The sequence below is a fragment of the Nitrospira sp. Nam80 genome, assembly GCF_965152575.1.
Genome location: NZ_OZ224216.1, coordinates 1,596,790 through 1,609,731, shown reverse-complemented (window position 1 = coordinate 1,609,731; position 12,942 = coordinate 1,596,790). Strand labels below are relative to the sequence as shown.

The following is a 12,942-nucleotide window of genomic DNA, read 5'->3' as shown; positions in this document are numbered from 1 at the left end:
CGCGGCCTGATGGAAGAGCGCTCCAGTTAGAGTCCTCCCGACAATCGACATCGAGCCCGCAATGCGACCGGAATGCTGAAATGAAGGAGCAGGGATCCGTTTCTTCACTTCGACAGCTTCCAAGGGCCAAGGTTGAGTTCGTATGAAGTCTTTACCCTGTTCACGGCCCATGGAAACACATATTGTCGCAGAAAAAGCGGATTGTCCGGCATACAGGCAAGCTTTTGTAGCAGCCTAAGACGCTCGAATCTCCAACCACCACGCACGCGGCTTACACTCTTGAGAAGTTCAGCGCATGCCGCCTCGAAACGATACAGTCCACCGCAGAGCATTGCATCAAGAAACACTCCCACGGCAGGGGGACATTTTGCTAAGAGGGGCACATCGCCCCCTTGCCTTTTGAGCCACGCGACATAATCCTTCATGGAGTCCCGCGTCATAAAGCTGTCGTTTTTCCATAGGAGTACCGAAGCGGCGCGATTGTGTAGACCGAATAGATCCCGAGGAATACCTGCTTCTTCCAAGACCCTGCGGCAAAACGGTTTTGAATACGTCATAGGAAAATCCCAGGGCTCCATCTCCGGCAGATTACTCATGCGGTTGACATCCCGCACTTGGCGGATGCCCCAGAAAGGAAGAGCACAGTGAATAAACCCGGCGTGCAGCCGATACTCGGTAAGCGACAGCCCCGATTGATCCTCCCGGATGATGTTTTCGGTCAGATCCACCGGCCGTTTCTTCCACATCTTTCCCCCTGCAAAGTCCGTAAAGACTACGGTTCCCGTCACATGAGGCTCCGCGCTCTTAAAGTAGACATCCTCGCCTTTACTGTCTGAGCTGAGAAACAATGCTTCAGGAAACAGACTATTGCTCCAAGCATCGCGCTGCAATATGAGAGGCTTCATCCCTAATGCTCGAACCACGGCGGCACCGCTGTCCGGATCCCCTTCTCTCGCCCGATCAAAGCAGATAACCTCCTCACATCCATACTGTCTCACCAGGGCGGTCACGGTAGTGGAATCATAACCGGATGATGCCGTGCTACGAATCCCCAATGGATGCCGGCGACTAGGACTTCGGCGGTTTGCAGTGGCTTGCGCTAATGAGGAATCAAGAAAACTTCGGTATTCGGAAAACCCGGAGACGTTTCGGGCCAAGACGGGTTTCGCCTCTATACTCAGCGATTGGCGGTCCCAGACCACATTGTCAAAATAAGTCAAAATCATCTGTCCCGCCGATGTGTAGAAAGATCGCCGATATGCGGCAAGGCCACGAATAATAGATTCAAAGTCCCGGAAGTATCCTCCGTAGTTTGACGGGAGTGAGGCATTGACCGCTGTAAGCAGGCAGGTGAAGGAGTTTGAGACCCAAGCGGCCTCACGAGTCTCGATGGAATGCAAGCGGTCTACGGTGGACCCTGAAGAGACGAACAGAATGCGGGAATCTCGGCATCTCCCGCCGCTACCGGCTACGATATCTGTCTGATCAAATCCTCCTTCTTCATAGTTCCCTGCCCATATCGACTCCGTAAAAAACTCGTCTGTCACTTCGACCCGGGAACCGTGATACACGTCAATAAATGATTCTCCTCTGAGACATCTGGCCAGCCAGGCAAGAGGCGGCCATGTGGAGAGCAAGGTGTACCGTAATCTGATCATCTGTCCAATGCTCCGCGTCGGACGTTGCATACTGCAAAGGCTCGTCCGGACGCTTAACGACAGATTCGCAAACCATGGGACGGTTCGAGGGAAAACTGCTTTATCTCGATGGGAGTATGACCGCAATCAGGGAATTACTCAAAGCAGAAGAAAAACATATCCTAGTTAAACTATGCCTGCATAAAGTATTTGACCCTGTGTAAATGGAAATATTTGTAGTTTTATGTCCGTTGGTCCGATCCATCTCCATCAGATATGCGCCTCAAAGGTTCGCGCGGCAGTCCGCTGAAATGAAACAACGCCATACCTGCCGCCACGGCAACGTTGAGTGAATCGACATTTCCTTGCAGCGGGATGTGAAATCGCACGGCTGCACTGTCGAGCGTGCGCTTTGCCAAGCCTCGACTTTCATTGCCGACCGCCACGATGCTGCGGGCAGGGATGCTATGAATTTGGCGTATCGGCATCGATTTGGAGGCGGGAGCCTCCGAAGCCAAGACAGCACATTGATGTTGATCGAAATGGTCTGATCCAAGGCAATGAAAGATCGGCAAGCTCAGCACGGCACCCGCCGTGGCCCGAACCACTTTCGGGTTGAAGATATCGGCCGAGTCTCCGGTCAGCCAAAGCGCGCTGAGGCCTAACGCCACACCAAGTCGAATCAAAGTCCCAACATTGCCCGGATCTTGAACATGTTCGCCGTACAATCCGAAGACCTCCGGCTGGTGGAAGATGGCTCGTTCGCTCCAAACAGGTTTCTTCACGACCGCCATGATGCCCTGGGCTGACTCGACATCCGAGAGGCGATCAAAAGAAGCATCGTTCAGCTCGTACACCGGAGCATGGGACCGAAGGAGTAAACCCACGACATCGGAGGATTGCTTGTGGAGAAACCCGCAAGACGTTGCGATCAGGGAAACCGCGGGAGACTGTCTACGGAGGAGTTCAACAACCGGACGAGCCCCTTCAACGACGAAGGCTTGCTCGTGATCTCTCGTGCGCTTTCGCTCGTATAGATCGCGTATGAGCCCGGCCTTCGCTCGCGGAAGATGGGGAAAGTGGTCCGCCAATGGTAGAATCGATACCGGCTGTACTGCGCATGCATTGCAAAGCTGGAATAACTGCGGTAGCGGTCACTTCCGCTTTCTACCCGACGCAGCTTCCGCCGCACGAATTCTTTGGGCCCGTGCCTTCGCCCGTTTCAACGCGCTCAGTTTGCCTCTGGTCCGTTCTCGTTCAACCCGAAGTTGTTCGATCTGAGCACGCAGATGCACACGTTCTTCCTTATAGATATCGGCGCACTCGGCGCGAGAGAGGTTGATCCAGTCGCCGCTGCTCCTCGCCCGTCTAATCCGTTGTTCCAGCGACTCGCGGAGCAGCCTCGCCCGCATGGACATTAACGAACGCAACGCCTCCTGTCGGCGTTGTACTTCTTCCTCTTCTGCCATGATGCCACGAATATCTGTTCCCAACATATCTTCCTCCCCTTGCCGGTCTTCCTCCCCTCGCCGGCTGATTGCTCATTTTACCTGAATCGGGTGAATTGTTCTAGATAGGCGGACAAGGCCCTAAAGCCTGTAATCAGGCTGGCGAATTCTGATTATTGAGCAATTCCATGGCGTTGCGATTCATTGACCGTTTTCGCTATGATGCCTCTCCATGACGGGAGAGGGTCTTTTCATACGGGCTTGGCGGCTATCCCAACAGCAATCAGTGGATGAACTTGCCGCGAAAACGGGTCTTTCGGTTCCGTTTCTGGATGCGCTTGAGACGGATGATCGTCACATCAACCTCTCTACAATGAAAGTGGTGGCGCAAGGCCTTGGAATTCCAGCGGCATGGCTGCATACGGATCCGGCCGAATTCGACTTATTATTCAACGATGACGATCAGGAACATGATTCGGAAGGGCATTCAGCTCCATGGCAAGCCGATCCGTTGATAGCGCGAATTCGGGAAGGCAGCCGCGGCAATCGTTCGCTGTACGCTTTGCTCACGGCATTGCTGGAATGTGGAGACGCCAAACTCGTGCGGGCGGCCGAGGTCAATCTGAAGAGTCTTCTCAAACAAGCCCGGCAGACCGCCCTTCCTTGGCAGTCACGTCCCCCGGGACATTTCGAACCACCCAGCGACTAGCATTCACTCCAGCCGCTACATAGGTTGAGTCGGCGTCCCGATATTACTCCGGTACAGGAATAAGGCGACCGCGGCCAAGGCCAATAGTCCGGGCCAGCCGCCGAACGGAGGAACTTCGTATACCTGAAAGGGATCGGAGCCAATGGAAGGCCATTGGCTGCTTAAGGCAACGGGCAAAGCCAAAACAATCCCCATCAGCGCCTCTCCCGTCACAAGACCCGCTGCAACTAGAAGTCCTGCCTCGTTTTGCATCGCCCCTGAAGACCGACCTCCATATCGACGATGAGACAATTCGGCCAAAAGTCCACCCAGACAGATGACTGCCGACAGTTTCAACGGCAAGTACATGCCCAACGCCACCGCAAGCGCTGGAAGGCGAAACACGGAGTTTTTTACCGCTAGCCGCTGATCAATCGCCACGACTACGATACCAATGACCGCACCCAATCCGACCAGATGCCAAGGCAGGCTGCCTCCGAACACTCCTCGTGCCAGGTTGGCCATCAGTGTAGCTTGAGGTGCGTTCAACGGGTGGGGATGAAGTGCGGATGCCTCCCCGATTCCGTATTTGGCATGGAGCAGCGAGAGCACGGGGACGATGACAAGGGCAGCCGACGCCACACCCACCACCTGCATGATTTGCTGCTTCCAGGGCGTTGCGCCGACAATGTGTCCCGTTTTTAGATCCTGCAAATTATCTCCTCCCATGGCTGCGGCACAACAGACCACGGCCGCCACCAAGAGCGTAGCGGCCGGGCCGGTCGGATTACCCGGTCCCAGAATAAGAACCAGCAACAGGGACGCCATCATGATCGTGGCAATGGTCACTCCTGACACCGGGTTGCTTGAACTCCCGACCAGACCCGCCATGTAAGCGGCCACGGCGGAAAATAGAAAAGCGGCGACGGCCATAATGCCGGTGAGCAGCACCGCGGCGGTCATGTTCGCGAGCACGGCTTGATAGACGCCCACCATGAGAACGAGAGACAAGCCTGCCAGCCCGAGGACCCAGGATGATTTGGCATCTTGTTCTGTGCGAAGGATGGGTTCCGTCTGCTGTGAGCGCCGTTGAGCACGATAGGCCAACACAAGCCGGCTCAGGCTTTCCCCGATGGGACCACGGACTTGAACCAGTGTCCATAATCCACCGACCAACATGGCGCCAATGCCTACATAGCGGACATGCCGGCCCCAAATGACTTTCGCCCCGTTCACTCCGGTCAGCTCCGTCACCGGATCCCCCAGGAATCCGTCCATGGGAATCAGCACGAGCCAGCCTAAGATTCCTCCAAGAAAGACTACGATCGCCGTGTGCAGGCCGATGATGAACCCAACAGCCAGCAATGCTGGCGACAGGTTGATCCCCCCATAGAAAATAGATCTGCCGATCTGTGCCGCTCCCTCCATCGAATCGCTCCAGAGCCGAAGCCCGCTCTCGGCAAATTTCATGGCACCACCGGCAACAGCCGCCGTTATCAACGAACGGAGCGCCCCCCGCGGAGCGCTTGAAGCCTGCGCGCCGACCTTCAGCACTTCGGCCGTGGCCACGCCTTCGGGAAAGCGTAGAGACGGTTGACCGATCAGCGCCCGCCGCAGCGGGATGGTGAAGAGCACGCCGAGGAGCCCACCGACCATGGCAACCACCATTGTTTGCCAATAATCAAAGGCCGTCCAATACTCAATGAGCAACAGACCAGGAATTGTAAAAATCACCCCGGCCGCGAGGGCTTCTCCCGAAGAAGCCGCCGTTTGCACAATGTTGTTTTCCAGAATATTAGAACGGCGAAAGAATCTCAGGATCGTCATGGAGACTACCGCAGCAGGAATCGAAGCGGAGACAGTCATGCCGGCAAAGAGGCCGAGATAAGCATTGGCCGCCGCGAGCAGCGCCGATAACGCCACGGAGAGCACGATGGCTTTGGGAGTGATCTCCGGCAAACTGACTGATGCTGGAACGATGGGATCAGGAGTCGTGGATCCAGCGGGCTCGCGCCGATTTCTCATGGCGCTACACCGCCTGGACGAGAAAACATTTCAGATACCTGGTTTCAGGCATCCCGCCCAACACCGGATGATCCGGACCCTGCGACCGCTGTTCGATGAGGCGAATTGTCCTGCGCGCGTCGCGAGCCGCCGCCAGGATGATGTTCCAGAATTCCTCTTCCGGCACATGTTGCGAGCATGAGCAACTCACGAGTAATCCTTCGGGCGCCAGCAGCCTGAGTGCACGCAGGTTCAAATCTTTATATCCCGCGAGCGCATGTCGAACAGCATGGCGGCTTCGCGCAAAGGCCGGCGGGTCCAGAATCACCATCCCATAGCGACGGCCCAATTGCTCCAATATCCGCAGTTCATCGAAGGCATCGGCTTGCCGGTAATGACAACACGGTTCCACCTTGTTCATCGCCGCATGCCGACGCGCTAAGTTCAAGGCACCCTCGCTGGCATCGATGCCCTCTACCGAGCGCGCGCCCTGAAGCGCGGCATGCACCCCAAATGCGCCGGTATGGCAAAACACTTCCAACACGTCCAAATCCTTCGCGAGTTTGGCAGCCGCCGTTCGATTCTCCCGTTGATCACAAAACCATCCGGTTTTCTGCCCTTCCGTGACATCGACCAAGAAGCGCGCCTGCCCTTCAAAGATTTCAACCGGAGCCGTGAGTTCCCCACGAAGGCAGGCGCGCTCCAATGGCAGGCCTTCCAGCGCGCGACTCTTCGCATCGTTCCGAAGATAGAGGGCCCGCAAGCCTCGTGTCTCGACCAACGCATCGGCCAATAGATCTTTCCGGCGGTCCAACCCATAACTGAGTGTTTGCATCACGACGACATCGTGATACTGATCCACCACGAGCCCCGGCAAGAAATCGCTCTCACCGTAGACCAATCGATAGGCATTGCTTCCGAGCGCCAACCGTTGTCTCAGGCGCCATGCCGCGTCGAGCCTGGCACGAACAAACCCCTCGTCAATGGCCTCTTCACGATCGGTCAGGAGACGCACACGAATTTTTGAATGAGGGTTATAGAATCCGCGCCCGCAAAACTGCTTGCGTGACGTATAGACATCCACCACATCGCCAGCCTGCAGCGGTCCGAACGTGTCTTGGATATGCCCCGCATAAATCCATGGATGTCCGGTGCGGCGCGGGTCCGGAAACTGTGGGGAAAGCCGGATGCGGCCGGTCGGGAGTGAGGACTGTGCGTTCATGCGCTACTTATTCCCGCCGGAGGCCGCTGCCGTCAACAATAAACTGGCAGGAGGCATCTTGACCTACGGCACCGGCTATGATTTCCTGAGCCCCCACAGCGATACGCGCATGATCACTCAGAGGCATCCGTCATGGCGATCCGGCAAACAATCGGCACTGCGGTTTTGGATCGGCTTCATCGGCTTGGAGTCCGGCATATCTTCGGCATCCCCGGCGATTATGTTTTGAATCTGTACAAGATCATTGAAACGTCCCCCATTACCCATATCGGAACAACGCGGGAAGATTGCGCCGGATTTGCCGCCGACGCCTATGCCCGCATCAACGGTATCGGAGCGGTCTGCGTGACCTATTGCGTCGGAGGCCTCAATACGGTCAATGCCATCGCCTGTGCCTACGCCGAACGATCGCCTGTCGTCTTATTGACCGGCTCTCCCGGATTGTCAGAACGAGCACGCAATCCTTATCTCCATCATATGGTCCGCGATTTCTCGACCCAGCGGGAGGTTTTCGAACGAATGACCGTCGCGGCGGTCAGCCTGGACGACCCGGTCACAGCGGAGCGGGACATGGACCGCGCTTTCGCCGCCCTACTCCGGTATCGCCGCCCGATTTATCTGGAGATCCCGCGGGATATGGTCCATGCTCCATTGGCCGCGCCGGCTCCTTCCGGCCGCTTTGAAACTGAGGACACCGATTCAGCCGCATTGGCGGAGGCCGTCGGCGAGGTCCGTAGCATACTGGCGTCGGCTAAGCGCCCTGTCATTCTCGCCGGGGCGGAAGTAGGGCGCTTCGGCCTCCATGATGAGCTGACTCGACTCGTTGAACAGCTCAACGTCCCGATTGCATCCACGTTGCTGGGAAAGTCAGTGATCCGGGAAGACCATCCCCTTTATGTCGGCGTGTACAGCGGACTCGTTGCGCGGGATGAGGTCAAAGAGTTCGTGAATCACACCGACTGCCTCTTAATACTAGGTTCGATCTTGTCGGATGTCGAAGACCTGGACGCCCGGTCCTCCCTCTTCTCCGGCGGCCATACGATCCATGCCACCGCAGACCGCATCGCAATTAAACACCACCGGTACGATACCATCCGGTTCGAGGATTTCGTCAAAGCGCTGGCCGCCACTGACTTGCCGACATTCGAATCACGACCGCCGTCGGCCTCGAGACTATCGGACGAACCTAAGCCCCCGCTCCACGCGTCAGTGACCTTACAAGGTATATTTCGCCATCTGGACGGAGTGCTGGATGAAAAGACATTAGTCATTGCGGACGTGGGCGAATCGCTGTTCGCTTCGATGGACCTGCATGTCCACCGGCGCTTTGAATTTCTGTCGCCCGCCTACTATACCTCAATGGGGTTTGCCGTCCCGGCTGCTGTCGGCGCAGGATTTGCCGACCCCTCGCTTCGCCCGATTGTCCTGGTCGGCGACGGGGCATTTCAAATGACGGGCACGGAATTCTCAACCTGTATACGGTATGGTCAATCTCCCGTGATCATCATATTGAATAATCACGGCTATTCGACCGAAAGGGAGATTCTCGAAGGGCCCTTCAACGATATCCATGAATGGCGGTATGAGCGCGTGTGCGAGTTGATGGGCGGAGGCCAAGGAGTCCGGGTTTCCAGTCACGGCGAGTTTGTCCAGGCCCTTTCCAAAGCCCTTGCCGACAAGAACCAGCCATACGTGCTCAACGTTCTCCTAGACCCGGCCGACCGGTCGCCGGCCATGAGTCGATTGGCGCGGCGTCTGGCGAAGCGCTTGTCCACCGACCGTCCCTAGCGCAACCGTCCCCTGGCCCATTGACCCTCATGGACAAATATGGTTTTAATGGAGGTCATCTTGTCGAGTTGCATTTCCTTCACTAAACGGCCAACATAACGGTATATCGAATGTCGCGCAGGTGCCACGATGAGAGATAGCCAGTCGCTTTCCGCCAGGCTGAACAGCGTGGTGTCGAATGAAAGCGACTTCGATCAATTAGTCATCGCCTGTTTACCGGAATTTCTGGATCGGGCCACCGCCCAGACCAGGCGCTTCCTTCGAGAGACGGGCCAATGGGCCGATGACATTACGCACGAAAAGTTGGCGCTTCGGTGGGGTTATGAACTAGTGGAACGCTTCCTGGTCTACGGCAGAACCGAGGTACCCTGCAGGCCGTTTTTTCTATTGGATAGCCTGATCGCCAAATCATTCAGCCAACCGGATCCGCTGTGTTATCACAAGGAATTGCTGACGCCGGTGGGCCGATTTCTCGATGGGCTTGCTTCGCGTGCAGTTGTAAGTCGTGATGCATTAATGGCGCTCTTTTATCATATCTACGGGTTCGGCCAAGCCAACGTCGTGCGCCTACTCGGATTCGGGCAAGCGGAAAGCCAGCGGGTGTATAAGAATTTTGAGCGGTGGCGGCAGTCCGGCTGGCATCGGACCATGCTGGAAACCGGCATTACCGACAGTGATTTGAAGCTGTTGGAAGAACAGCAACGAGACCAGCCGGATCGCCTGAACTCGGAAGTCGACAGACTGCTCCATTTGCTTCAGACCCACTATCGAAAGAGCGAACCGGAACACTACCCCTGCCTGTCGGGACAGAAGTGGGGCCAATTATTTGATGATGACTATGGGCATGACTACCGAATTTGGCATTTGGCGTTTTGCCATAACTGTTTTGTCGAGGTGGCCGACCGGCGCCGGCGCGAATTCACAAACGGCGAGAAACTCCGCGTCAACCTCCATATCCAGCCGCTCAAGAAGGGAGGCGTAATGGCTCTCTTCGGCAGCGAGCGAGGAGGACGGACTCATGGAACAAGAACTCAACGACTATCGCGAACATCTGCTTAACGCGCTGGAGGATCAGCCGAAGCGGCTCCGTGAGGAGCGGCCCGACCGAGTGCAGATCTTCGTCAACCATGAATGCGTGGGAACGGTGGATTGCACCAAGTCCGATCCAAGTTATTCATTCGCGAGCCGCGAGCGCAGCATTCAGAATCTCGAATTACGAAATGAATCCGGCATCCTCATCGGGGGCGTGTCTGCTCCGGAAGCCGGGATAAAAAATGCCCGTATCCCGGTTGACCGGGGGTGCCTCCATATTTTGATCCAAAATAAGGTCGAAGGCGGTTCGGCTAGGGTCAGCTATCAGCCGGCGCCTTCTTGGTGGACGCGTATCGCCGGAACGGCCTTATGGTCATCCGCAATTGAACCGGGACTGCGCCGGCCTGCGTGGAAATCTGCATTCGCCATGGTTCAACTCTCATTGCTCGTGGCGGTGGTCGGTCTGTTGGCAGATCGCGTTCCCGGTTGGTTGGGACAGGACCAATCGTCCGTCCTTCTGGAGGAGCAGCGGAGTACCCAGCAGGCGATGCAAGAACAATTCGGCCGGCTGGAACAGCGGCTGGCCCAGTTGGCCGACAATCAGCAAGTGGCCATGATGTCGGCAAAGAGCGGCCAGGAGCAGTTCACTCAATTGAGCCGCCAGGTTGACGCCGTATCCCAAACGCAGCAGAAGCTTTCGGCTCACGTCGTTACGGCGCAGGAAGAGCTGCAAGCCGTCAAAGCCAGCGTTGCCGAGGAAATCCACAACGACGTTCGAGTCGCGTTCAATAAAGCGGAAGCGGATCAACAGGTCGTGCGGCAAGAATTGCAGTCGGTCAAATCGGTCAATGACACACTCGTCAAACAGGTGGCATTGCTGGAAGGAAAGAACCGTGAACTGCACGCTCGCCTCGCCCTCGCCACGATTGAAATCGCGAAGGCCACCGCGCAGTCAAAACCCTCCGCGGTCGCAAGGGCGGAATCACCCAAGGAAGCTCCTCCGCACCAAGTCGCCGAAGCGCTCCGTGAGACCGATCCTCAAGCCTTCATGTTTTGGGTTTCGTTTCAAGACGGGACACCGGAAAAAAGCATTGAGGACCTGATTCAGGAAATCAAAGGCATCAAGAAAGGCCCCATCAACTCCGGGTGGTATCCGGTCGAAGTCACGCTGCCAAAGCCGGAGCCGCCGGACCGCTTCCTTGAATCGATCAAACGAGCGAAGATTGTCAAAGCCGTTGCGACGAGCAAGGTTATCCCGCCGGCGCAATAGCAATCTCCAGACCGACCCACCAAGCCGTGCGCTTGGTGGGTTCGCGCCTCTCCGATACCCTAGCTTCTGGTGACCGCATCGCCGTGCACCCGTTCAAACTATTGGTTGTTTCGATGGAGGATACATGTCCGATTTTCATCAGAACGGCGTGGTAACTGTCCTACACCGGCTGGGACCGTCAAATCTCGATCGACTGGAAAAGGAGCTGGAGAGACACGCAGCCAATGCACCGATCGCGCTCGTCCTTCCATCACTCTATTCGGAACTGGAGAATCCGGCGCTGAAAAATATCGTTCAAGTCCTGAAAGACATCCGATATCTGAACGAAATTGTTGTCTCCTTGGATCGGGCTTCCGCGCTGGAGTTCCGGTTGGCTAAACAATTCTTTTCCATCCTACCCCAGCGGGTCCGCATCGTATGGAACGACGGCTCGGGCATTCAGGACATTCTCAAATTGCTCTCGTCCAGTGAAATCGACACCGGCCTGCAGGGAAAGGGCCGCGGATGCTGGATGGCGTTCGGCTATGTGCTTGCCCGCGCACAAAGCAGCGTCATAGCGCTGCATGACTGCGACATCCTCAGCTATAATCGGGAATATCTCGCACGCCTCTGTTATCCTATCGTGCATCCGAGCCTCGGTTATGAATTCTGCAAGGGCTATTACAGCCGCGTGACCAACCGCTTGCACGGGCGGGTCACCAGGCTCTATCTCACGCCCATTATCCGGAGCCTGCAGCAGGTATTCGGTAACCATGCCCTTCTCACCTTTCTTGATAGCTTTCGATATCCCCTTGCCGGAGAATTTGCAATGGTACGGGACCTGGCTTGGATCAATAGAATCCCCGGCGACTGGGGCTTAGAGGTCGGGGTTCTTTCGGAGGTCTACCGCAATTGCGCGCTGCGGCGAATCTGTCAAGCCGACATTGCCGACGCCTATGAGCACAAACATCAAATTCTGTCACCGGATAACGCCGACCAGGGCCTGCTAAAAATGTGCGTGGATATCACGAAGTCCTTATTTCGGAATCTGGCCAGCGAAGGGATGGTGCTGTCGGAAGCGGGTTTAAAGACGCTACGCGCCGCCTATTTGCAGGCGGCGCAAGACGCGATCAACCGCTACGAAAACGATGCGGCAATCAATAGCTTGCAGTTCGATCGCCATGAAGAGAGATCGGCCGTCGAAGTGTTCTTGAAGGGCATGAGACTGGCGACTGAGACCTTTATAGAAGACCCTCTCGGCGTGCCGATGATTTCCAACTGGAGTCGAGTAACAGGTGCCATTCCCGATATCTTTGAACGACTCGCCGCTGCGGTGGAGCGGGATCACGAGTGGGACCCGGTGGAGTCTCGGAAGTAGCTGAGGAGCGTGCGCTCGCTAGAAGTCGAGCGCGACTTCTTATCAAAACGACATAAATCACGATCGATCATTTGTGAGAAACCAGAGGAATGCCCTCGGTACAATGGGCAATTTTGCCGCCGGCTTGCAGCTGAGGGTGTCTACAAAGCAGCTCGGGATACCCATTCATCCGAGGAACTGGTCAGTCCATTTAAATGATTTGATTTTCCAACGTCCACATGTGTATGGTTTTGCCTACACTATGGACCACCAAGCGGAATACCTGCTACGCTCGATCGTCGAGGAACAGACCCGCACTCCTTGGCCTGCCCTCTATCTTTTGGCGATACACGCCCATCGATATGCCAGAGAGATTTCCGGATCGCTCTTGAGTTCCGAATTAATTGCTCAAGGCTTTCCCTCACAACAGGCAGAACGTTTTGGAGAGGAATTCGATCATTATCGTGAGCTGTTGACCAAGTACGATCGCTCACAGTTCTAACGGCATCCCCGCTTC

Annotated in this window: 11 protein-coding genes; 6 read left to right on the top strand and 5 right to left on the bottom strand. The window is 56.1% G+C overall.

Annotation, left to right across the window (positions count from 1 at the left end; all coding sequences use genetic code 11):
- Nucleotides 1-104: 104 nt before the first annotated feature.
- The 3 genes from ACWGXE_RS07475 to ACWGXE_RS07465 all read right to left on the bottom strand — a co-directional run bounded on the left by ACWGXE_RS07475 (nucleotide 105) and on the right by ACWGXE_RS07465 (nucleotide 3,133).
- Nucleotides 105-905: a hypothetical protein gene (locus tag ACWGXE_RS07475; RefSeq protein ID WP_447602581.1), complete on the bottom strand. Its 801-nt coding sequence runs from the start codon at nucleotides 903-905 to the stop codon at nucleotides 105-107.
- A 974-nt stretch (nucleotides 906-1,879) separates the two neighbouring features.
- On the bottom strand, nucleotides 1,880-2,728 hold the full coding sequence (locus ACWGXE_RS07470) for a TrmH family RNA methyltransferase (protein ID WP_447602580.1): 849 nt from the start codon (nucleotides 2,726-2,728) through the stop codon (nucleotides 1,880-1,882).
- Nucleotides 2,729-2,791: 63 nt separating this feature from the next.
- Entirely contained in the window at nucleotides 2,792-3,133 is a 342-nt protein-coding gene (locus ACWGXE_RS07465; RefSeq protein ID WP_447602578.1) for a hypothetical protein, read from the bottom strand.
- 184 nt (nucleotides 3,134-3,317) lie between these two features.
- On the opposite strand from ACWGXE_RS07465, the gene ACWGXE_RS07460 reads away from it, so the two are divergent.
- A complete protein-coding gene (locus ACWGXE_RS07460; RefSeq protein ID WP_447602576.1) occupies nucleotides 3,318-3,794 on the top strand; it encodes a helix-turn-helix domain-containing protein in 477 nt (158 codons plus the stop codon).
- A gap of 15 nt (nucleotides 3,795-3,809) precedes the next feature.
- On the opposite strand, the gene ACWGXE_RS07455 is transcribed toward ACWGXE_RS07460, so the two are convergent.
- Nucleotides 3,810-5,798: an OPT family oligopeptide transporter gene (locus tag ACWGXE_RS07455; RefSeq protein WP_447602575.1), complete on the bottom strand. Its 1,989-nt coding sequence runs from the start codon at nucleotides 5,796-5,798 to the stop codon at nucleotides 3,810-3,812.
- Nucleotides 5,799-5,802: 4 nt separating this feature from the next.
- Nucleotides 5,803-6,999: a class I SAM-dependent rRNA methyltransferase gene (locus ACWGXE_RS07450; protein ID WP_447602573.1), complete on the bottom strand. Its 1,197-nt coding sequence runs from the start codon at nucleotides 6,997-6,999 to the stop codon at nucleotides 5,803-5,805.
- A 132-nt stretch (nucleotides 7,000-7,131) separates the two neighbouring features.
- On the opposite strand from ACWGXE_RS07450, the gene ACWGXE_RS07445 reads away from it, so the two are divergent.
- The 5 genes from ACWGXE_RS07445 (at nucleotide 7,132) to ACWGXE_RS07425 (ending at nucleotide 12,927) form a co-directional block, all read left to right on the top strand.
- The gene (locus ACWGXE_RS07445; protein ID WP_447602571.1) at nucleotides 7,132-8,787 is read left to right on the top strand and encodes an alpha-keto acid decarboxylase family protein; all 1,656 of its coding nucleotides are present in this window, start codon (nucleotides 7,132-7,134) and stop codon (nucleotides 8,785-8,787) included.
- Between the two features lie 129 nt (nucleotides 8,788-8,916).
- Complete coding sequence (locus ACWGXE_RS07440; RefSeq protein ID WP_447602569.1) at nucleotides 8,917-9,846, top strand: hypothetical protein; 930 nt, start codon at nucleotides 8,917-8,919, stop codon at nucleotides 9,844-9,846.
- A complete protein-coding gene (locus ACWGXE_RS07435; protein WP_447602568.1) occupies nucleotides 9,806-11,089 on the top strand; it encodes a hypothetical protein in 1,284 nt (427 codons plus the stop codon). The genes ACWGXE_RS07440 and ACWGXE_RS07435 overlap by 41 nt, the downstream gene beginning before the upstream one ends.
- Before the next feature lie 124 nt (nucleotides 11,090-11,213).
- A complete protein-coding gene (locus ACWGXE_RS07430) occupies nucleotides 11,214-12,446 on the top strand; it encodes a glycosyl transferase (RefSeq protein ID WP_447602566.1) in 1,233 nt (410 codons plus the stop codon).
- A 103-nt stretch (nucleotides 12,447-12,549) separates the two neighbouring features.
- On the top strand, nucleotides 12,550-12,927 hold the full coding sequence (locus ACWGXE_RS07425) for a hypothetical protein (RefSeq protein ID WP_447602565.1): 378 nt from the start codon (nucleotides 12,550-12,552) through the stop codon (nucleotides 12,925-12,927).
- Nucleotides 12,928-12,942: the final 15 nt, after the last annotated feature.